At 38.8% G+C, this 20,272-nt stretch carries 20 protein-coding genes and 1 pseudogene; 13 read left to right on the top strand and 8 right to left on the bottom strand.

The window, feature by feature from the left end:
• Positions 1-297 (top strand): annotated as a pseudogene (locus H529_RS12165) (IS256 family transposase); the annotation flags it as partial.
• Here H529_RS12165 and H529_RS10395 read toward each other — a convergent pair.
• On the bottom strand, positions 238-510 hold the full coding sequence (locus tag H529_RS10395; RefSeq protein ID WP_051132414.1) for a DUF4870 family protein: 273 nt from the start codon (positions 508-510) through the stop codon (positions 238-240). The pseudogene H529_RS12165 and the gene H529_RS10395 sit on opposite strands and share 60 nt — an antisense overlap.
• A 191-nt stretch (positions 511-701) precedes the next feature.
• On the opposite strand from H529_RS10395, the gene lysA reads away from it, so the two are divergent.
• Both lysA and queA read left to right on the top strand, forming a co-directional pair.
• Positions 702-1,958, top strand: a complete 1,257-nt coding sequence (lysA, locus tag H529_RS0106220) for a diaminopimelate decarboxylase (protein ID WP_022855665.1) — start codon at positions 702-704, stop codon at positions 1,956-1,958.
• A complete protein-coding gene (queA, locus tag H529_RS0106215) occupies positions 1,959-3,002 on the top strand; it encodes a tRNA preQ1(34) S-adenosylmethionine ribosyltransferase-isomerase QueA (protein ID WP_022855664.1) in 1,044 nt (347 codons plus the stop codon).
• Here the strand turns inward: queA and hemL are convergent.
• From hemL to H529_RS0106200, 3 genes are read right to left on the bottom strand one after another with little or no spacing between them, the layout of a single operon-like run.
• Positions 2,992-4,290, bottom strand: a complete 1,299-nt coding sequence (hemL, locus tag H529_RS0106210) for a glutamate-1-semialdehyde 2,1-aminomutase (RefSeq protein ID WP_022855663.1) — start codon at positions 4,288-4,290, stop codon at positions 2,992-2,994. The genes queA and hemL overlap by 11 nt on opposite strands.
• A gap of 12 nt (positions 4,291-4,302) precedes the next feature.
• Positions 4,303-4,860: a class II aldolase/adducin family protein gene (locus H529_RS0106205; RefSeq protein ID WP_022855662.1), complete on the bottom strand. Its 558-nt coding sequence runs from the start codon at positions 4,858-4,860 to the stop codon at positions 4,303-4,305.
• Positions 4,847-5,827 carry an NAD-dependent epimerase/dehydratase family protein gene (locus H529_RS0106200; protein WP_022855661.1) on the bottom strand — a complete coding sequence of 327 codons (981 nt, stop codon included), beginning with the start codon at positions 5,825-5,827 and terminating at the stop codon, positions 4,847-4,849. Before H529_RS0106200 ends, H529_RS0106205 begins: the two co-directional genes overlap by 14 nt.
• Positions 5,828-5,995: 168 nt before the next feature.
• Between H529_RS0106200 and H529_RS0106195 the strand changes: the two genes are divergently transcribed.
• The 10 genes from H529_RS0106195 to H529_RS0106150 all read left to right on the top strand — a co-directional run bounded on the left by H529_RS0106195 (position 5,996) and on the right by H529_RS0106150 (position 16,014).
• Entirely contained in the window at positions 5,996-7,549 is a 1,554-nt protein-coding gene (locus tag H529_RS0106195) for a L,D-transpeptidase family protein (RefSeq protein ID WP_022855660.1), read from the top strand.
• Positions 7,550-7,557: 8 nt separating this feature from the next.
• On the top strand, positions 7,558-8,088 hold the full coding sequence (locus tag H529_RS0106190; protein ID WP_022855659.1) for a peptidoglycan L,D-endopeptidase MepK: 531 nt from the start codon (positions 7,558-7,560) through the stop codon (positions 8,086-8,088).
• Between the two features lie 69 nt (positions 8,089-8,157).
• On the top strand, positions 8,158-9,486 hold the full coding sequence (gene ffh / locus H529_RS0106185; protein ID WP_022855658.1) for a signal recognition particle protein: 1,329 nt from the start codon (positions 8,158-8,160) through the stop codon (positions 9,484-9,486).
• Positions 9,487-9,557: 71 nt separating this feature from the next.
• Positions 9,558-9,815, top strand: coding sequence for a 30S ribosomal protein S16 (rpsP, locus tag H529_RS0106180; RefSeq protein ID WP_022855657.1), 258 nt, complete (start codon positions 9,558-9,560; stop codon positions 9,813-9,815).
• A 32-nt stretch (positions 9,816-9,847) separates the two neighbouring features.
• A complete protein-coding gene (locus tag H529_RS0106175) occupies positions 9,848-10,087 on the top strand; it encodes a KH domain-containing protein (RefSeq protein WP_022855656.1) in 240 nt (79 codons plus the stop codon).
• A complete protein-coding gene (gene rimM / locus H529_RS0106170) occupies positions 10,087-10,602 on the top strand; it encodes a ribosome maturation factor RimM (protein ID WP_022855655.1) in 516 nt (171 codons plus the stop codon). Before H529_RS0106175 ends, rimM begins: the two co-directional genes overlap by 1 nt.
• 11 nt (positions 10,603-10,613) lie before the next feature.
• Positions 10,614-11,933: a tRNA (guanosine(37)-N1)-methyltransferase TrmD gene (gene trmD, locus H529_RS0106165; RefSeq protein WP_022855654.1), complete on the top strand. Its 1,320-nt coding sequence runs from the start codon at positions 10,614-10,616 to the stop codon at positions 11,931-11,933.
• Positions 11,934-12,049: 116 nt separating this feature from the next.
• Positions 12,050-13,504, top strand: a complete 1,455-nt coding sequence (locus H529_RS0106160) for an acetyl-CoA carboxylase biotin carboxylase subunit (RefSeq protein WP_022855653.1) — start codon at positions 12,050-12,052, stop codon at positions 13,502-13,504.
• A gap of 31 nt (positions 13,505-13,535) precedes the next feature.
• On the top strand, positions 13,536-15,608 hold the full coding sequence (locus H529_RS0106155) for a biotin/lipoyl-containing protein (RefSeq protein WP_022855652.1): 2,073 nt from the start codon (positions 13,536-13,538) through the stop codon (positions 15,606-15,608).
• A 64-nt stretch (positions 15,609-15,672) separates the two neighbouring features.
• Positions 15,673-16,014 carry a histidine triad nucleotide-binding protein gene (locus H529_RS0106150; protein ID WP_022855651.1) on the top strand — a complete coding sequence of 114 codons (342 nt, stop codon included), beginning with the start codon at positions 15,673-15,675 and terminating at the stop codon, positions 16,012-16,014.
• 11 nt (positions 16,015-16,025) lie between these two features.
• Here the strand turns inward: H529_RS0106150 and metG are convergent, their stop codons facing one another.
• Genes metG through H529_RS0106130 form a run of 4 tightly spaced genes read right to left on the bottom strand, consistent with a single transcriptional unit; the run spans position 16,026 to position 20,271 of the window.
• Complete coding sequence (gene metG / locus H529_RS0106145; protein ID WP_022855650.1) at positions 16,026-17,909, bottom strand: methionine--tRNA ligase; 1,884 nt, start codon at positions 17,907-17,909, stop codon at positions 16,026-16,028.
• Entirely contained in the window at positions 17,909-18,784 is an 876-nt protein-coding gene (locus H529_RS10390; RefSeq protein WP_022855649.1) for a PSP1 domain-containing protein, read from the bottom strand. Before H529_RS10390 ends, metG begins: the two co-directional genes overlap by 1 nt.
• Positions 18,785-19,744, bottom strand: a complete 960-nt coding sequence (moaA, locus tag H529_RS0106135; protein WP_022855648.1) for a GTP 3',8-cyclase MoaA — start codon at positions 19,742-19,744, stop codon at positions 18,785-18,787. It abuts the gene before it with no gap.
• Positions 19,738-20,271 (bottom strand): DUF4416 family protein, encoded by a 534-nt coding sequence (locus H529_RS0106130; protein ID WP_022855647.1) that lies wholly within the window; start codon positions 20,269-20,271, stop codon positions 19,738-19,740. Before H529_RS0106130 ends, moaA begins: the two co-directional genes overlap by 7 nt.
• Between the last annotated feature and the right edge of the window lies 1 nt (position 20,272).

The raw sequence follows: 20,272 nt of genomic DNA, 5'->3' as shown, positions 1-20,272 counted from the left end.
GGACTTTTGAAAAAGAAGGAACATTATTTTGTTTATAAGAAATATCCTGAGGGGGTGAGGAGGTATATATACACGACGAATGTGGTTGAGAATATAAATAGCAGGATAGAGCTGATAAGGGTAAATACAGGGGGATATTTTCAATCAATCAAGACAGCAGAGGTTGCGATATACATAACAGTAAGTCGGATTCAGAAAACGAGATGGCAAAAACCACTTCCTTTAATTAAGTCTGCTTTATACGAATTGAGGCAAATGTTTGTGAAGAGATTTTATAAGGAGACACAATTCTCTTGACAAGTGTCTCAAGGTAAACCAAAATGTGCGAATTTGCCAACGAAAATGGCTCTCCAAGTAAGTACCTTTAACATCTTGTCTTTTGATGTAGTTCATCACGATTGCTACTATACCTGTAATACCTACTAACAGTGATAATGCATACAATACATAGATTATCTCAGTTAGTTTCTGGTGCCATCGCATCCTTTCATCTTCCATCATGTCTGACATCGTTTCCCTCCTACAATTTTTATGTTGTTTTTTGCTAAAAAAATAAAACCAACGTCATACATCTCAAAGATTTTTTGTAATTACTGATACAGTATAGTTATGAGGGGGACTTTGTCAAGTCCTCTAAGCATTGACAAAAGCATGGTTTTATGTATATTTAAAAAAATTCTAAAATAACGAGGGGAGTAGACATGCATTATTTCGGATATAAAAATGGGGAGCTTTTTTGTGAAGAAGTTCCTGTAAAAAGAATTGTAGAGGAGGTAGGGACTCCGGTTTACATCTATTCTGCCAGTACGATCAAAAGGCACTTTAAGGTGTTTGAGAATTCATTTCTTCCTGTAGACCATATTATCTGCTATTCAGTTAAGGCCAACTCTAACATAGCCATACTTTCTCTGTTAAGAAGTTTAGGCTCTGGAGCTGATATAGTCTCAGGAGGAGAGCTTCAAAGAGCCTTAAAAGCAGGTATCAATCCTCAGAAAATTGTTTTTTCTGGGGTAGGAAAGACTGAAAAAGAAATGGAGATGGCTCTTTCAGCAGGGATTCTCATGTTTAACGTTGAAAGCTTAGAGGAGCTTGAGGTTTTGGGTGAGGTTGCCCAAAAATTAGGGAAACCGGCTCCTTTTGCCTTAAGGGTCAATCCAGATGTGGACCCACAGACCCATCCCTACATCTCAACAGGTCTTAAGAAAAACAAGTTTGGTATTCCTGAAGAATTGGTGGTTGAAGCCTATAAAAAGGCCAAAGACCATCCCTATTTAAACCCTGTAGGACTTGACGCCCATATCGGCTCCCAGATAACCTCTATTTCGCCTTTTAAAGATGCTCTCTACCGACTAAAAAAAATCTGGGAGGAAATTACCTCCTTAGGCATAGAGCTTAAATATTTAGACTTAGGTGGTGGTCTTGGGATTATCTATAACAACGAAGAGCCACCTTTACCAGAAGAATATGCTGAAGCCATCATAAAAGAAGCTCAAGACCTTAAAGCCACCCTTATTTTAGAACCTGGAAGGGTGATCGTAGGTAACGCAGGGATACTGGTGACCAAAGTGCTTTACAACAAAGAAAACCTTGAGAAAAGATTTGTTATCGTAGATGCGGGAATGAACGACTTGATAAGGCCTGCTTTTTATCAAGCCTACCATAAAATCATCACAGTAGAAGAAAAAAACGAGGAAAAAGTGGTGGTAGACATCGTAGGTCCAATCTGTGAAAGTAGTGACTTCTTTGCTAAAGATCGAAAAATACCAAGGGTTAAAAGAGGGGACTTACTTGCTATCATGAGTGCTGGAGCCTATGGTTTTGTGATGAGTTCTAACTATAACTCAAGGCTAAGAGTCCCAGAAGTTTTGGTAGACGGAGACCGTTTCTTTGTGACGAGAAGGAGAGAAACTATAGAAGACCTTTTAGCCCTTGAAATGGTTCCTGCTCTCTATCTTTAAATGAGTGTCATTCCTAAAGAATTTAGGTTAGACTATTACGATTATCCTCTTTCTGAAGAGTTAATAGCCTATTTTCCTGTAGAAGACCGAAAAAGCTCTCGCCTCTTAGTTATAGACAGAAAAACCCAAAAACTTTTTTTTCACCAAACCTTTGCTGAAATAGAAAAATATTTTCAAAAAGGAGACCTTTTAGTCCTTAATAATACCAAAGTTTTTCCTGCAAGACTTAAAGGTATTAAACCTACTGGAGGGGAGGTAGAACTCCTTCTTTTTCAAAAACCTCAAGGGTTGTCTTTTCAAACTTTAGCCCTTATCAAAGGTAAGAGAATAAAAAAAGGCACAGAAATCATAGCTAATGAAATCACCATAAAAGTGTTAGAATCGTTAGAAGGAGGAAGGTTTTTAGTCGAAATTAAAGCCAACCAACCTTTAGAAACCCTGATTTATAAACACGGTAAAGCTCCTCTTCCTCCTTACATCAAAAGAGAACCAGAAGAATTAGACTTATTACGCTATCAAACGGTTTATGCACAAAAAGAAGGGTCTATCGCAGCTCCTACCGCAGGGTTTCATTTTGACTCTTATCTACTTGAACTCCTTAAACAGAAAGGAGTTATCCTTAACTTTATTACCCTTCATGTAGGTTATGGTACCTTTGCTCCGATAAAAGTGCAAGACATAAGAAAACACCGGGTGGAGCCAGAATACATAGAGGTAGAGCCTGAGGTGGTAGAAGAAATAAAAAAAGCTTTGAAAGAAAAAAGAAGGATTTTTGCGGTAGGCACAACCACAGTCAGGACTTTAGAATTTATCGCCCAAAAAGGTTTTATACCTTATAAAGGGCTTTGCGACCTTTACATCTATCCTGGTTTTACCTTTCAGGTGGTTTCTGCGATAATTACCAATTTTCACCTTCCTAAGTCTTCTTTACTTCTTTTAGTTTGCGCCTTTGCCGGAAGGGACCTTATTTTAAAAGCCTATCAAGAGGCCATAGCTCAAAAATATCGCTTCTATTCTTATGGAGATGCTACCCTTATCCTTTAGTCTTTTTAAGCTTTTTTAGTACCTTATACACCGCCTCAACGGTTTTTTCTATCTCTTTTTCTTTATGGGCTAAAGACACAAACCAAGCCTCAAACTGGGAAGGAGGAAGGTAAACACCCTTTTCTAACATCCTTTGCCAGAACTCTGCAAAAAGATGGGTGTCACAACTCAACGCTGTTTCAAAATCAATAACCTCTTTCTCGGTAAAAAAGAGGGTAAGCATAGACCCAACTCGATGTAAACGATAGTTAAGATCAAGGTCTTCTAAAACCTCTCTTATTCCCTTTTCTAAAAGTTCTGCCATCAGATTAAGTCTTTCATAAGTCCCTGGTTTTAGTAATTCCTTTAAGGTGGCAAGGCCTGCGGCTACAGCTATAGGATTTCCAGAAAGGGTACCTGCCTGATACACAGGTCCCTCAGGAGCAACTAAATTCATTATTTCAGCTTTACCTCCATAAGCACCTACCGGAAGCCCTCCTCCTATTATCTTTCCTAAACAGGTAAGGTCTGGAATTACCCCAAAGGCTTCTTGGGCTCCTCCCACCCCTAACCTGAAACCTGTAATTACCTCATCAAAAATAAGAAGAGATCCATACTGCTGGGTTATTTCTCTTAAAAACTTAAGAAAACCCTCCTTAGGAGGAATAACTCCCATGTTAGCTGGGACTGGTTCTACTATCACCGCGGCTATCTCTTCTCCAAACTTTTCAAAGGCCTCTTTTACCTTTTCGAAATCGTTAAACGGAAGGTTTAAGGTATGAGCCGTAAGTTCTTCAGGAACCCCTGGGCTTGCAGGTATCCCAAAGGTAGCCAAACCTGAACCAGCTTTTACCAGTAAAGCGTCTACATGCCCATGGTAACATCCCTCAAACTTGATGATTTTTTTACGGTTGGTATAGGCTCTGGCAAGCCTTATGGCACTCATCGTGGCTTCGGTTCCTGAGTTAACCAGACGAATTTTTTCGATAGAAGGAACTGCATTTTTTATAAGCTCCGCAAGTTCAACCTCTTGCCAGGTAGGTGCACCAAAGCTTGTGCCTCTTTTAGAAGCAAAATAAACCCCGGCGATTACCTCTGGATGGGCATGACCTAAGATAAGAGGCCCCCAGGAACATACATAATCTATATATCTATTGCCATCTACGTCTATTAAATAAGCACCCTCTCCTCTTTCAAAAAACACAGGGTCTGACTTTACCGCTTTACAAGCCCTAACAGGACTGTTTACCCCTCCGGGTATAACCTCTAAAGCTTTTTTATAAAAAAGTTGTGACCTTATCCTTTCCACAACCTTCCCCCTTTATCTCGTATTTTTTAGCAACTCAAACTTAGAAAGTTTCTCTAAGATTTCAGTTAAGCTTACCGCCTCTTCTATCGTTTCTCCCCAGGTAACCAATCCATGACCTTGCAAAAAAATCACCTTACTTGTCAACGAAGCCTCTCCAACCCTCTCCCAGAGTTCCTGAGATCCAGGAGGTAAAAAAGGAACTTTTGCTATGTTTTTTAACAAAATTTCTGCCTCTTTAAGGCTAAACTCATTAAAATCAAAATCCGTTGAAAACAAACCTAAAGTATAGAGGGGGTGGGTATGTATCACCGAGTTAGCCTGAGGATTTTTTTCGTAGATCAAAAAATGCATCCCCCATTCAGAAGAAGGCCTTCCGTTGATAAAGCTCTTGTCCCAACCTACAAAAACAAAATCCCTTTCACTTAATCCTTGTTTTAATCTTCCAGAAGGGGTGATCCAAAAACCATACTTAGTTCTTACAGAAAAATTACCTTCAGACCCTGCTACCAAACCTTTTTCTGACAAAGTCCGGGCAAAAAAAACAAGGGTTTTTAGGTTATTCTGTATCAAGGTTTACCGCCTTTACAAGTTCTATGTTTTCAAGGCTCCAATCAACTGTTTTTTTAAGCCCCTCTTCTATAGAAACTTCAGGTTCCCAGCCTAAAAGTCTTTTGGCCTTACCTATCTCAGCCCAGGTAACCTTCATGTCTGCCTTATGAAAAGGTCGATATTCCACCTTGGCTTTTTTCCCAAGCAAACATTCAAGAAGACTTATGATTTGGTTGATAGAAATTGGGTTCCTTCCTCCACCAAGATTGATGATTTCATAACCTAAGGGTTTTAAAGCAAGAAGCGTTCCCTTAGCGATATCATCTATATAGGTAAAATCTCTTGCCTGGGTGCCATCTCCATAAACCACTATAGGCTTTCCCTCGTAGATCCACTTTATAAACCTAAAAATACTCATGTCTGGCCTTCCTGCAGGTCCATAAACCGTAAAATATCTGGTAACCGTTATATCAAGCCCATAAAGATGATGGTAGGTATAAGCCAAAAGTTCCGCAGAACCCTTGGTAGCGGCATAAGGAGATAAAGGTTTATTTACCTTTAGTTCTTCTTCAAAAGGGGGATTAAGACCTGCATAAAGAGAGGAGGTAGAGGCTAAAACCATCTTGTTGACTTGAAAATCCTTCATAGCCTCAAGAAGGTTTAAAGTAGCTTTTACGTTACTTTCTACATAAGCCCAGGGGTCAACTAAGCTTGCTCTCACCCCTGCTCTTGCCGCAAGATGAATAACTGCCTTGATCTGATAGTTTTCAAACAACAACCGGACTGCCTCAAAGTTAGCCAGATCAAGCTTGTGAAATTTAAAGGTATCAAAACGTTTTAACTGAAAAAGCCTCCATTCCTTTAGCTTAACATCATAGGCCGCATTTAGGTTATCCACCCCTAATACCTTTTCCCCTTCCCTTAACAAAAACTCACTTACCCTCCATCCTATAAACCCAGCTGCCCCTGTAACAAGATAATATCCCATCCTCTTTTTTCCCTCCTTGCAATCTCCGTAAAATTTCATTTTACCAAAACTTAAACAAAAACCAACCTTAAGAACTTTTTAAAAAAGATTTAACGTTGCTTGCTAACAAACCTTTTTGTGTTATATTCCAAATTCTAAAAAATTTTAATTAAAACCTCTAAATTCTGTATGAAAAAGATTCTGTTTTTTTCCCTGTTTTTTTTTCTGTTTTTTATATATGCCTGTAAAAGCATACAAGGTGCTGAAGAATGTCCCTCAGGAGCCCTCTCAGAATACCAAAGTTCTCTTAATTATCCCTCTCAGATAACCAGCCTTTACCAGCTGTTAGAATGTAAACCCATCTGGAATGAAAAAAACATAGAAAAGCTTAAAAAACTAATAGAAAATTCAGCCTGGGAGGGTTTAAACCCTGCAGACTATCAGGTAGACTTTAATGAAGATAATGAAGAGGTTTGGATAAAAGAGGTAAAGCTAACAGATACGCTGTTAAAACTTGCCTATCATACCTATTATGGAAGGGTTAATCCTAACAAAGTCTTTTCTATGGTGAACTTTCCCCCTAAAAAGGATACGGTAGTAACCACTTTAGCCAAGCTTTTAGAAGAAGACAGGTTAGAAGACCTGTTTACAGCCTTAGCCCCAGAGTTTGAAGAATATCGCGTTTTGAAAGATTATTTAAGGCGTTATAAAGAAATCATAGAAGTAACCAAGGATGACCCTATAGAACTTGATAAAAAATTAAAACCAGGAGACCAGAACCATCTAATACCTAAAATTAGGAAAAGACTTTATCTCCTTGGGTATCTTGAAACTTTTACAGAAAGTCAAACCTATGACCAAGAGCTTAAGGTAGCTATCCAGAAATTTCAAAAAGGACAAAACCTAAAACCAACCGGGATCATAGATCAGCAAACAGTAAGGTTGTTAGAACTTCTACCAAAAAAACGGGTGATTCAAATCAGCGTCAACTTAGAAAAGTTTAGATGGTTACCCCAGAAAAAACCAGAAGCCCTATACGTTTGGGTAAACATACCTTCTTTTGAGCTTTCTGTCATAAGAGAGGGTAATGTGATTTTTTATAGCCCTGTTATCGTTGGGAAAAGTAATCCTAAGGATTTTAGGCCCACCCCTCTACTTTACAGTAAAATGACCCATTTAGTAATAAATCCTCCCTGGAACATCCCCCCTAATGTTTATCTAAAAGATTTTTTTCCTAAAATTACTAAAGACCCTGGATATCTTTTAAAGCAAGGTGTAAAGGTCTATGCCAACAACACAGAAATAAATCCATTTAGTATAAATTGGGAAAACTACAACCGTCTGGATTTACCCTTTAGACTGGTCCAACCTCCGGGAAACGGAAATGCCTTAGGGAAGGTAAAATTTCAGTTCCCCAACCCTTTTGACGTTTACCTACATGACACCCCTAAAAAACATCTTTTTAGATATGCTAAGAGAGACTTTAGTTCAGGATGCGTAAGGGTTAAAAATGCGGTTGAATTAGCCAGGTTTTTGGTATCCAATGGTTATACTAACGGTTGGGATGAAAAAAGACTAATAAAGGCTTTACAGTTAGATAAAACCATCTATATCTCCCTTAACCCCCCTATTCCTGTTTATCTTGTCTATTTTACCGCAGTAGTTAAAACACCTTATATCTACTATCTTGAAGACCTCTACGGTTACGACCAAAAGATAGCAAAGCTATTTAACTCAAAATAAACCTAAAAATGTTTACCCGAAGGTTCTTTCTTAAGACTTTAGGGTTGGTTTTAGCCAAACCTGTATTGTCTTTTGGAAGTTTATTGAGTTTTCCTGAGAGGACCCTTAAAATCTACAACCTACATACAGAAGAAAAAGTAGAAGCAACTTACTGGGCTAACGGAGAATATTTAGGAGAAGGAATTTCTTTACTTTTCTATATCTTTAGAGACTATAGAAAAGGTGAAGTTTACCCTATAGACGTTAAACTTTTTGACCTTTTATTTTTGGTAAGTCAAATGGTTAACTCAAAAACTCCTATATGTTTAGTCTCTGGCTACAGATCTCCTGAGACCAACGAATTTTTAAGAAAAGCTACTTCTGGGGTTGCGAGTAAAAGTTTGCATACAGAAGGAAAGGCGGTAGACTTCTTTTTGGAAGACACACCTTTAGAGGATTTGTTAAAAGCTGGATTAAACTTAGGTCTCGGAGGGGTTGGATACTATCCTGGGAGGTTTATTCATCTTGACGTAGGGAGGCCAAGATTTTGGACAGGATAAAAACAGTTGCCTAAAAGAAAATAATGATTAAACTTTACTCAAACGAAAAAACTGAAGAGGGAGTCAAAAATGCTTGAAGGGTTAAGTCAAAGGTTAGAGGAGGCTTTAAACAAGTTTAAGGATAAAGGAAAACTCAGTCCAGATGAAATAAAAAAAGGTTTAAGGGAAATTCGTCTTGCCTTACTTGAGGCAGACGTAAACTACAAAGTAGTAAAAGATTTTATCGGAAGGGTAGAGGGGAGATGTCTTTCTTCTGAAGTTACCGAGAGTTTAACCCCTTTTCAGCAGGTAGTAAAGATTGTATATGAAGAGCTGGTAAAGACCCTTGGAGGAGAGGCCAAAGGCCTTGATTTAGGAGGGCATAAACCTTCCAGAATTCTGCTTGCAGGACTTCAAGGGTCAGGAAAAACCACTACCGCAGCCAAACTTGCGAGACATCTAAAGAAGAAAGGGCATCATCCCCTTTTGGTCTCAGCAGACATCTACCGTCCTGCAGCCATAGAACAGCTTAAAGTACTTGCACAAAAGATAGATGTACCCTTTTATGAAGCCCAACCTGGAGAAAAACCGTTAGAAATCGTCCAGCATGCCATAGAAATGGCGAAAAAAGAAGGAAGAGATGTGGTGATCATAGATACAGCGGGTAGACTACATATAGACGAAGCCCTTATGGAAGAATTAATAGAGTTAAAAAATGCCTTTAGTCCTTCGGAGGTACTGCTTGTGGCTGATGCCATGATGGGACAGGATGCGGTGAATGTAGCTAAAACCTTTCAAGAAAAAGTAGGGTTAACAGGTATCATTCTTACGAAAATGGAAGGAGATGCCAGAGGAGGTGCAGCCCTTTCTATAAAAGAAGTCACCGGATGTCCCATTAAGTTTTTGGGAGTAGGAGAAAAAGTAGATGCTTTAGAGGTTTTTTATCCCGAAAGACTTGCAGGAAGAATTCTCGGGATGGGAGACGTTTTAACCTTGATAGAAAAAGCTCAAGAAACCTTTGACCTCAAAAAAGCCAAAGAGCTCGAAAAAAAACTTAAAAAACTTGAGTTTGATTTAGAAGACCTGAGAGAACAGTTAAAACAGATGAAAAAATTAGGTTCTGTGAGGGATATACTGGGATTTTTACCTGGGGTAGGGAAAAAATTGAGTCAGTTTGAGTTTGACGAAAAAGAGATTTTAAGGATGGAAGCCATCATCAACTCGATGACCAAACAGGAAAGGAAAAATCCGAAAATAATCAACGCAAGCAGAAAAAGACGTATAGCTAAAGGTAGCGGGACCACAGTCCAAGATGTAAACAAGCTTTTAAGAAGCTATGAGGAAATGCTTAAACTATTGAAACAAATGAAAACTCCAGGAAGACTTCAACAAGTTTTTCGGAGAATGTTTGGCACTTAAAAAATGATTGTAAAAAATAAATTAGGTGGTAAAATATTAAGGCTAAAATTTTTTAAGGAGGTAGAGGAAAAGTGCCGGTCAGGATTAGACTTATGAGATTTGGTAGAAGGAAAAGACCTTTTTACAGAGTGGTGGCAGCGGATTCTCGTGCTCCCAGAGATGGAAAATTTTTAGATATCTTAGGGTATTATGATCCTTTAAAACAACCTTTTGAGTTTAAGGTAAACGAAGAAAAAGTTAAGGCTTGGCTTGAAAAAGGCGCTGAACCTACAGAAACGGTAAGAGCCCTTCTGAAAAGGATAGGGATTAAAGTAGACCAAAAAGCGTAAATTCAAACTGCCAGTAGAGAGGAGGGTAGAAGATGAGCAAACTCAAAGATTTGGTGGAGAGCATCGCTAAGGTCCTGGTAGACAAACCAGAAGCAGTCCAGATCAACGAGATCGAAGGAGAACAAACCTCTGTAATCGAACTTAGAGTTGCCAAGGAAGACCTTGGCAAAATCATAGGTAAAGAAGGGCGTACTGCTAAAGCTATTAGAACCATCTTAGGGGCTGCAGGTAGTAAACTTCGCAAGAGAGTTGTGTTAGAAATCATAGAATAGTGAAAGTTCCTGTTGCCAAAATTTTGAGCACCCACGGACTTAAGGGAGAGATTAAAGTCTCTCCCTTAGTTTCCTCTTTTGAGCTGCTTTTTCAAACAAAAAAGTTCTATCTTTCTCCTAACTCTTCGGAAGAATTGATGGTTGAGTCTGTTAAAAAAGGGCCTGGGTTTAACGTTCTCATCTTTAAATTTAAAGACTTAGACTATGAAAAAGCTCAAAGTCTTGTCAACCAAAAACTTTACTTAAGTTTAGAAGAACTTCCCGAACCTTTAGAAGATGAATTTTATTATCACCAAATAGAGGGTTTCTGTGTTAAAGACCCTTCTGGTAAAACTTGGGGTAAGGTTAAAGAGGTTATGCCGATGGGGGAGTATGATCTTCTACTGGTAAAGACTCCAGAAGGATTTGAGTTTTATGTCCCTATGGTAGAAGAATACGTTGTGGAGATGGATTTTTCCTCTCGAACCATCATAGTCCAAAACTTAGAAGGCCTTATAGAAGTTCAAAAACCCTAAGATTTAAATCTATGCAGATAGATATCATCACCATTTTTCCAGAATATTTTGAAAGTCCATTAAAAGTAGGGCTTTTAGGAAAGGCTTTACAAAAAGGTCTTTTAGAGATTAATCTTGTCAATTTAAGAGATTTTTGTCAGGATAAACACCGTGTGGTTGATGATGAACCCTTTGGAGGTGGAGAGGGGATGGTTTTTAAACCTGAACCCCTCTACCGAGCGATAACATTTCTTAAACAAAAAAGTAAAAGTCCTTGGGTGGTCTATCTCTCCCCTCAAGGAGAGGTGTTAAATCAAAAAATAGCAGAAGAGCTTTCTCAAAAAAACCATCTTATCCTTATTTGCGGAAGGTATGAGGGAATAGATGAAAGAATAAGAGAAACCTTGGTAGACCAAGAAGTCTCTATAGGAGATTACGTGGTTTTTGGGGGAGAGGTAGCAAGTTTAGTCCTTATCGAGTCTATAGCAAGACTAATTCCTGGGGTAGTGGGGAAAAAAGACTCTGTAGAGAGAGAATCTTTTTCTTCAGGCCTTTTAAAATATCCTTGCTATACCAGACCCAGGGATTTTATGGGGTTAAAAGTCCCAGAAGTTCTTTTAAGCGGAAACCATGCTGCCATAGAGGTCTATAGAAGACAAAAATCCTTAGAATTAACCCTAAAAAAACGTCCTCACCTTTTAAGACAAACCCAGCTTTCTCAAGAGGATTTAAAGTTTCTGGCTAATCTTTTAAAAAAACAAAGGGTCTATCTCTTTTTACTTCATTATCCGGTATACAACAAGAGAAAAGAGGTAATTGCTTCAGCCATTGCCAACATCGATTTGCACGATTTGGGACGTCTTGGAAGGACCTATGGATTAAAAGGTATTTACATAGTTCAACCCCTTAAGGATCAAAGAGAGTTAGCCCAAGAGCTTTTAGACTTCTGGCTGAAAGGTGGCGGTGCTAAATACAACCCATTACGTAAAGAAGCACTCAAATTGGTAAAAGTTTTTTCTACCTTTGAAAAAGCCTTAGATGCAGTCCACCATCAGGAAGGAGAAAAACCTTTGTTGGTCGGGACAGATGCTTCTCCTAAAAAACCCCCTATTCCTATAGAAACTCTACAGAAGTTTTTGTGGGAAAAACCTATAGTCATTGTTTTAGGAACTGCCTGGGGACTTACCGAAGAGTTTTTAGTAAAATGTGATCATTTCTTAGAACCAATTTGGGGAAGGCTTGACCCATACAACCATCTTTCTGTCCGCTCAGCAGCCTCCATCATCATCGACCGTCTGTTAGAACCTTACAGTTTCTATAAAAAAATTTTCAAACAAAAGGTTGATTTTTAAGTAAAATAGGTTATCTGTTATTAGAATTGCTTTATTTCTACAATTTTACTAAACTATTTTGTTAAACTATTTTAAAAAAGTCGAACATTTAATCTTACAAAGAAACTGGAGGGCCTATGAAAAAGATCAGTAAAGTTTTGATAGCCAATCGTGGAGTCCCTGCAGTCAGGGTTATGAATACCTGCAGAGATAAAAAAATTAAAACTGTGGCTATCTACAGCACACCCGACAGATTAGCCTATCACGTCTTTTTGGCTGATGAAGCAGTCCATATCGGAGAAGCCCCTCCTCACGATTCTTACTTAAACATGGAAAAAATCATTAAAGTTGCTTTAGAAAAAAAGTGTGATGCCATCCATCCTGGATGGGGATTTTTGGCAGAAAATGCAGATTTTGCAGAGTTGGTGGAACAAGCTGGGCTTGTGTGGGTAGGTCCTCCTCCGGAGGTTATAAGGCTTATGGGAGACAAAATCAGGGCTAAAAAAATAGCCCAAAGAGCTAATGTTCCGACCATCCCCGGTCTTTTGAACGTAAAAACGGTAGAGGATATCTTAAAATGGATGCAGGAGGATGAAGTAGATTTTCCTATCATGATTAAGGCTGCTTCAGGTGGTGGTGGAAAGGGAATGGTAAGAGTATATACAGCTGAAGAATTACCTGTAGCTCTTGAAAAAGCAAAGTCTGAGGCCAAAAAAGCTTTTGGGGACGATACTTTGTTAGTAGAAAAATACATTCGAAGCGGTAGACACATAGAAGTACAAATCTGTGCAGACAAATACGGACATGTAGTCCATCTGTATGAAAGAGAATGTACTCTACAGAGAAGAAACCAAAAAATTTTAGAAGAAGCCCCGTCTCCAAGCATATCTGATGACCTAAGACAAGAGATATGTTTTACAGCCGTAAGGTTGATGAGAGAAATAGGATACCATTCTGTAGGAACAGTAGAATTTCTTTTAGATCCTAAAACCAACAAATTTTATTTCCTTGAGGTTAACACCAGGCTCCAAGTAGAACATGGGGTAACAGAACTTATAACCGGTCTTGACCTGGTAAGCCTTATGTTTTCTATAGCAGAAGGCCATCCCCTTCCTTTTGAACAAGACGACATACTTCCCAACAGACATGCCATAGAAGTAAGAATTAACGCTGAAGACCCAAAAACCTTTAATCCTTCTTTTGGAACTATAACCAGACTTGAAATCCCTCAAGGTCCAGGGATAAGGGTTGCCTCTGGGGTTTATGAAGGGGCTGAGGTACCTTCCTACTACGACTCACTTATCATGCTGGTTATGTCAGCTGGTGCTGACAGGTCAGAAGCTATTAGAGTCATGGACAGGGCCTTGAGCCGAGGGTTAAGGGTAGAAGGGATAAAAACCATTGCTCCCTTGCTTTTAAGCATTATCAGGCATCCTGATTTTATAGAAGGTAAGTTTTCTACCAGGTTTATAGAGGAACATCACGAAGAGCTTCTTTCTATGGTAAAAGAAAAAACCGCAGATGATGAGGTCTTAAAGATAGCTAAATATGTAGCTGAAATTTCAGCCTTGGGACCTCAAGACTGGATGTAAAGATTTATAACCTCAAAATAAGGAGGGAAAAATGGATTATATATTTGTAAAACCAGGGATGAGTCCTAAAGAAATAGTACAGAAAGTAAGAGAACTGCCTGGGGTATGTTTTGTTTCTGTTGGTATGAGAGACGCAGGTCAGTCTGACTATAAAAACAGGTTAAGGATCTACGACCTAAAAACCTTGGCACCTTATTATAACGAGATGGGACTTTTTGCCTCTGAGTGTCATGGAGGGGCGAGATGGCATGTAGGTATCATGAATAGAAGAGAAAGCCCTTTTGAAGAGATAGCAATTTTAAGAGAACTCATGCCTAACGTCCTTTTACAAACCCTTATACGAGAAACCAACATGTGGGGTTATCGGCCCTATCCTAAAAACATCATAGAATATGTAGTAGAGGTAGTAGACATAGACGTCTGGAGATGTTTTTCCTTTTTAAACGACGTAAGAAACATGCGCCCTGTAGCTGAAGTAGTGATGAAAAGAGGAAGACTTTTTGAACCTGCCATTTCTTATACCGTTGCCCCTTGGTTTGACACCAAATATTACCTAAAAGTGGTTGACGAAATAGTAGATCTTTGTGGTGGGGTAGACGAAATAGTTCTTTGTATCAAAGATATGGCTGGTGTAGGAACGGTATCTTCGGTTACTGAGTTGATAGATAGTATCAAACAAAAATACCCTGATTTGGTGATCAACTACCATCGTCACATCACCGATGGACTTGCCATCCCTGTGCTGTTAGCAGCTGCCAAAGCAGGAGCTAAGATCATAGACGTAGAAGAAGATACCCTGGTCAGGTTTTATGGACATTCCCCTATCTTGGCCGTAGAAGCTATATTTAGAGAAGAAGGAATCCCAGTACATCTTAACAGAAAAGCTGCAGAACAGGCGGTAGAAAAGGTTAGAGAATGGATCAGGGACTATGACTGGGCTGAGTCTCCTTTTAAAGGATTTGACCATATGGTAACCAGACATAAGATGCCAGGAGGAGCTTTTCCCAGTTCTTTTGAACAGGCAGAAAAAGGCGGGTTTCTTCATCTCATGCCTTACATCCTTCAAGTGATGTCTTTATACAACCAAATAGTAAAATACTTTGACGTAACCCCTGGCTCCCAAATAACCTGGGTAACCTGTAGTGGTATAGTCAACAGATATGCCAAAGAACAGGGAGAAGAAGGGGTTAAACATGTCATCAAACTTCTAAAGAAATTCGTAGAAGAGAAAAACCAGGATTTTTCTGCCATGGAACCCTGGGAACAGGAAGAGCTTTTACAACTTTTCAAAAACGCACCTGGAGATTTTAAAAATCTCATCCTCGGTCATTACGGGAGGATGCCTGTAGGATGGCCTGCTGACTGGGTATATCAGAGCACCTTTGGAGACGAGTGGGGAAATAAAATAAAAGAAAGAAAAGAATCCTCCCCTGTAGAGGCTATTCCTGATGAAGATCTAACCGCTTTAAGAAAAAAACTGGAATATGAGCTCGGAAGAAAGGCCACAGAAGAAGAGTTTATCCTGTACCTTATGCATCCTAAGGATGCCTTAGATTTCATAAAATTTAGAGAAAAATATGGAGATGCCCCTTTATACCTTCCCACCAAAGTCTGGAGAGAGGGACTTAAAAAACCAGGAGATAAGGTAGAGTTTATCTATGAAGGTAAACCTTATTGTATAGAATTAGTGTCCATAGGTGTAGAAAACGACGGGATCATCCATGTAGTCTTAAAAGTAAACAACAAGACCAGGGTTTTTGAGGTGAAAACACCAAGAGCTAAAAAAGAAGAGGTGAAAAAAGCAGTAAGACCTAATGAAATAGGTGCACCTATCAGCGGAACAGTTTGGAGGATAGGCAATCCTAAAAGAGGTACCCTTAAGGTTGGAGACATCGTCCATAAAGGCGAGGAAATCGCCAACTTAGAATCGATGAAGATGGAAAACCCTGTTTTAGCACCATTTGATGCCCAAATCGTAGAAATTTGTGTAAGGCTTAACCAGATGGTAGAAGAAGGCCAACTGCTCTTTGTGCTTAAACCTTTAGAAAACAACGCTAATATAGAAAACACAGGAGAATCCAACATAGAAAAATTACCTCATTAACCCTTGATTTTTTAAACCAAAAGTTTTATAAATTTAAAAAAACCCTTTTAAAAAGGGGGGACTTATGAATTGCATATTTTGTAAAATCGCTAAAAAAGAAATACCGTCTAAAGTCGTTTATGAAGACGAAAAGGTAATAGCTTTTCATGACATAAACCCTCAAGCTCCTTACCATATCTTGGTAATTCCTAAAAAGCATCTTTCTACCTTGCTTGACCTAACTGAAGAAGACAAGGATTTAATCGGGCATATCTATCTTGTTATCAACAGATTAGCCCAAGATTTAGGGTTTGCTGAAAGAGGATACAGGGTGGTTGTAAACTGTAAGGAGGAGGCAGGGCAGACGGTATTCCATCTACATTTTCATTTGCTTGCTGGAAGGACTATGGGTTGGCCTCCAGGCTAAAACTTTTTATTTTAGCTAACTTTAGCCCCTGGGGCTATTTCTTTCTCAGGGGTCACCAAGCATAATCCCTTTTCATCCTTAGCTGCAAGAAGCATACCCTCTGAAAGAACCCCTCTGATTTTAGAAGGTTTCAGGTTAGCCACAATAATTACCTCTTTACCTATTAATTCTTCAGGTTGATAATACTGGGCTATTCCTGAAACAATCTGTCTTTTTTCTGGGCATAACACTTCTAACCTTAAAAGTTTATCTGCGTTTGGGACCTTTTCTGCAGCGACTATCTTCCCTACCCTTAAATCTATTTTTCTAAACTCATCTATAGAGATAAAACCTGTCTCTTCTTTCTTTTCTTCCACCACCTTTTCTTCCTCCTTTGGTTTATCTTCTATTCTTGGAAAAAGAGGCTTTCCTTTCTTAGCAATAGCCCCTTCTTTTAATCCCTTAAAATTAAAAACCTCTTCCCAAGAAAGTGGCCTTTCATAAGACAGATTTTCAAGTAAAATCTGAGAGGTTTCAGGCATCACCGGAGAAAGGGCTATAGCAAAACTCTTGATAACTTCCAGTAAAACCCTAAGAACCGTTCCTGCCCTGCCTAACTCTCCTTTTTTTATAAGACTCCAGGGAGCTTGTCTGTCTATGTAAACATTACCTTCTCTGATGGCTTCCCAAAGTCTTTCTAAAGCTCTATGAAACTGAAGTTCAGAAAACAACTTATGGTAATCTTCTAAAGCTGTCTTCACCAGGTCTAAATAAGCCTGGTCCTCTTCTGTCAGCCCGTTTAAAGGAGGAACACAAGAGTTAAAGTATTTTTCTGTTAGGTTTAAGGTACGATAAACAAGGTTACCATAGTCATTAGCAAGGTCTGCGTTTATCCTGGTGATAAAAGCTTCAAAACTAAACTCTGCATCGTAACCAAAAGCCATCTCTCTAAACAAGAAATACCTTAGCTGGTCTTTACCATATGTATTACTCAAGCTTACAGGATCTACGATGTTTCCTATCGATTTAGACATTTTTAACTGGTCAACCAACCAATATCCATGCACCAAAAGTTTTTTGTATACAGGTAACCCCAAAGCTTTTAACATGATAGGCCAATAAACTGCATGGGGTTTAAGGATGTCTTTGGCGATAAAGTGATGAGACTCCTTCCACCAGGCCTCCCAGTTTGGGTCCTCTGGATAGCCTATTCCTGTAAGATAGTTTAAAAGGGCGTCAAACCATACATAGGTTACGTAGTCTTTATCAAAAGGAAGCTCAATACCCCATTCAAGCCTTTTTTTAGGACGAGAGATACAAAGTGGAGGAAGCTCTTCTTCTAACATGTTAAGTACTTCTTCTTTGTAAAAAGCAGGATAAATCAGGTCGTTTTTTTGGATGTAGTCTTTTAACCAGAAACGGTATTTTTCTAAATTAAAAAAATAGTTTTTTTCTTTAATAAGTTCAGGGGTTTTTTGGTGGTCTTTACATCTTCCTTGTTCGTCAAGTTCTTTGGTCGTCAAAAACCGTTCACAGCCAACACAGTAAAGCCCCTCATATTCATCCTGATAGATTTCTCCTTTTTCGTAAAGTTGTTGCAAAACCCTTTGTACGATCTTTTTATGGGTTTCTTCAGTAGTCCTGATAAAACGACTATAACCAATCCCAAAGTAATCCCAAGTTCTTTTAAAAGATTCACTTATCTCATCAACTAAAGCTTGAGGAGAAAGTCCTTTATCTTTAGCTGTTTTCTGGATCTTATCTCCGTGTTCGTCTGTACCTGTAAGAAAAAACACCTTCCAGTTTTTTAGTCTGTAAAACCTGGCAACCCCATCTACTATCAGCGTAGTATAGGCATGTCCTAAATGAGGATAAGCGTTTACGTAGTAAATCGGTGTAGTAAGATAGATCCGCATCAATCCTCCTCCTCTTCAAGGTTCTTCAACTGGTCTTCAACAGAAAAATCCTCTATATGCTCTAAGATATAAGACTTAAGTTCCTCTACAGGCAAGCTAATAAGTTGTCCGTCTTTTGTTTCCAGATAGACTAACTTCTGAAAAAGATGATATTTTACCACACGATAGGATTCTTCGTTAATCTTGATCTTACTTCCCAGCTTGGGAAGCTTTTCTAAAAATTCTTTATAAACCTCCATCTCATAACTTAGACAACAAAGCAACCTTCCACAAGGACCTGAAATTTTATTAGGGTCAAGGATAAGCCCTTGTTCTTTGGCAAACTTAATAGAAAGAGGGGCAAAGGATTTTAAAAACTTGGCACAGCAAAACTCTTTTCCGCAATAACCTATACCACCTAAAAGAGCTGTTTCGTTTCTTACCCCTATCTGCCTCATCTCTATTCTCATCCTCAAAGCCCTGGCTAACTCCTTTACCAGCTGCCTGAAATCAATCCTGCCCTCTGCGGTGTAAAAAAAGATGATCTTACTCCTATCAAAAAAGCAATCGACCCTTACCAAATTCATCTCAAGCCCAAGCTCTTTAGCAAACTGGAGACAAAACTCTTTGCCTTTCTCTTCCAGCTCTAACTTTTTCTCAAACTCTTTGATTTCCTTAAGGGTAGCCTTTCGCAAAACCACAGGAATTCCCTCTACATCAAAAGGGATTTTATAAGAAACCTCGGTGAGCAAACAAACTTCCTTTCTTTCATCAGGCATCTTTACCAACACATAAGTGCCTTTAGGAAGAGGCTTAAAAAGCTTTAACGCCATGTCAGGATATCCCTGTTTTAAGGTGCCAGCACTCAACCAAACCTGAACCTCTTTATTTTCCATCTAACCTCCGATAGCCCTCATAGGTTTTAAAGTAGAGTTTAATCTATGGCCCTCGGGCTTTACTTTTAGTGCCTGGAGAAACAACTCTTCTAAGGAAACCTTCTTTTCCCTTAAAGCGGTTTTTAAGTTTATCTCATAGTCTGAAAAAAGACAAGGCCTTAACCTTCCGTCTGCGGTAATCCTAAAACGGTTACATCTATGGCAAAAATGTTCAGAAATAGGAGAGATAAGCCCTATTTTACCCTTAGCTCCTTCCCACCTAAAAACCTTGGCAGGACCACCACCTACCGAATCAGCAGGTAAAAGAGGCTGGTATGTTTCCAATGTTTTTTTAATTTCTTGTGTGTCTACTATATGACTTTTATCCCAAAGAGAATTTCCTCCTATTGGCATAAACTCGATAAACCTTATCTCTATCGGTTTTTCTAAGGTAAGTTTAGCCAAATCTAAAATCTCTTCGTCGTTAAAACCCCTAATCACTACCACGTTAACCTTTACCGGGGAAAAACCTAAATCTAAGGCTAACTCTAAACTTCTTTTTACCTTAGAAAAACCATCAACCCCTGTGATTTTATAAAATTTTTCTGGGTTTAGGGTATCTAAACTGAGGTTTATTCTTTTTAAACCTGCCTTTTTAAGTTTTTCCCCGAACTCCTCAAGAAAATAGCCGTTGGTGGTAAGACTTAAATCTTCTATCCCTGAAATACTTGCAATCCTTTCTACCAGACTTTCTATGTTTTTTCTCACCAGAGGTTCTCCTCCGGTAATCCTTACCCTTTTAACCCCAAGCTTAGCCCCTACCCTGACCACCTCTTCTATCTCCTCAAGCCTAAGAATTTCATGGTGTGGCAACCATTCCCAGTTATTATGAGTGAAACAATAGATACATCTAAAATTACATTTATCGGTTACAGAGATCCTAAGATATTCTATTTTTCTTCCAAAGGGGTCTATCAGCATAAAGACCTCTTTTTCAATCTCTTGTAAATCTCTCTTGCCTGGTTAAAAACCGGGATAAAAGCCTGATAGTCTGGATAAGTCCAGGGAAGATTGATAAAACTTTTATCCTTGTATATCAAGGTAACTTCAGCAAATACTCCCCTGCCTAAATAAATCCTGTGAGCATAATCTTTAAAGGTGGACAAAACTACCTTAGAAAGTTCCACATATCCTGGGTCAAGGTTAACCTTTCTTTTCCCAGATTCTGTGGTATAAGAAAGCTCTATCTTGTAACAAATATGTTTTAACTCCACCAAAAAATCAGGACTTTTCAAGTTTTCAAAAAAATAAAACCTCTTTTTTAGATTTCTTCCCATTTCTTTCTCGTAGTAATGGGTGAAAGAAGAAAAGTCAAAAGCTTCAGAGGAAAAAATTACCTTTCCAAGTTCTGAGGCTAACGAGGTTAAAGCCTGTTCCCCTATAGTAAAGTCCTGAGTAGTTAGAGCTATAAAAAAACACACTGGAGCAGGTTCTTTAGGATGACTCATC

The sequence above is a fragment of the Thermodesulfobacterium thermophilum DSM 1276 genome, assembly GCF_000421605.1.
Lineage (GTDB): Bacteria > Desulfobacterota > Thermodesulfobacteria > Thermodesulfobacteriales > Thermodesulfobacteriaceae > Thermodesulfobacterium > Thermodesulfobacterium thermophilum.
This window is presented reverse-complemented; position numbering and strand designations above follow the sequence as displayed.

Coding starts and splice junctions, on each gene's coding strand:
- moaA (WP_022855648.1), bottom strand. CDS start 19,744: ATGCTGATAGACCCCTTTGGAAGAAAAATAGAATATCTTAGGATCTCT.
- H529_RS0106130 (WP_022855647.1), bottom strand. CDS start 20,271: ATGAGTCATCCTAAAGAACCTGCTCCAGTGTGTTTTTTTATAGCTCTA.
- trmD (WP_022855654.1), top strand. CDS start 10,614: ATGCAGATAGATATCATCACCATTTTTCCAGAATATTTTGAAAGTCCA.
- H529_RS0106155 (WP_022855652.1), top strand. CDS start 13,536: ATGGATTATATATTTGTAAAACCAGGGATGAGTCCTAAAGAAATAGTA.
- H529_RS0106200 (WP_022855661.1), bottom strand. CDS start 5,827: ATGGGATATTATCTTGTTACAGGGGCAGCTGGGTTTATAGGATGGAGG.
- ffh (WP_022855658.1), top strand. CDS start 8,158: ATGCTTGAAGGGTTAAGTCAAAGGTTAGAGGAGGCTTTAAACAAGTTT.
- H529_RS0106150 (WP_022855651.1), top strand. CDS start 15,673: ATGAATTGCATATTTTGTAAAATCGCTAAAAAAGAAATACCGTCTAAA.
- H529_RS0106195 (WP_022855660.1), top strand. CDS start 5,996: ATGAAAAAGATTCTGTTTTTTTCCCTGTTTTTTTTTCTGTTTTTTATA.
- H529_RS0106175 (WP_022855656.1), top strand. CDS start 9,848: ATGAGCAAACTCAAAGATTTGGTGGAGAGCATCGCTAAGGTCCTGGTA.
- H529_RS10395 (WP_051132414.1), bottom strand. CDS start 510: ATGTCAGACATGATGGAAGATGAAAGGATGCGATGGCACCAGAAACTA.
- H529_RS0106160 (WP_022855653.1), top strand. CDS start 12,050: ATGAAAAAGATCAGTAAAGTTTTGATAGCCAATCGTGGAGTCCCTGCA.
- H529_RS10390 (WP_022855649.1), bottom strand. CDS start 18,784: ATGGAAAATAAAGAGGTTCAGGTTTGGTTGAGTGCTGGCACCTTAAAA.
- lysA (WP_022855665.1), top strand. CDS start 702: ATGCATTATTTCGGATATAAAAATGGGGAGCTTTTTTGTGAAGAAGTT.
- metG (WP_022855650.1), bottom strand. CDS start 17,909: ATGCGGATCTATCTTACTACACCGATTTACTACGTAAACGCTTATCCT.
- H529_RS0106190 (WP_022855659.1), top strand. CDS start 7,558: ATGTTTACCCGAAGGTTCTTTCTTAAGACTTTAGGGTTGGTTTTAGCC.
- queA (WP_022855664.1), top strand. CDS start 1,959: ATGAGTGTCATTCCTAAAGAATTTAGGTTAGACTATTACGATTATCCT.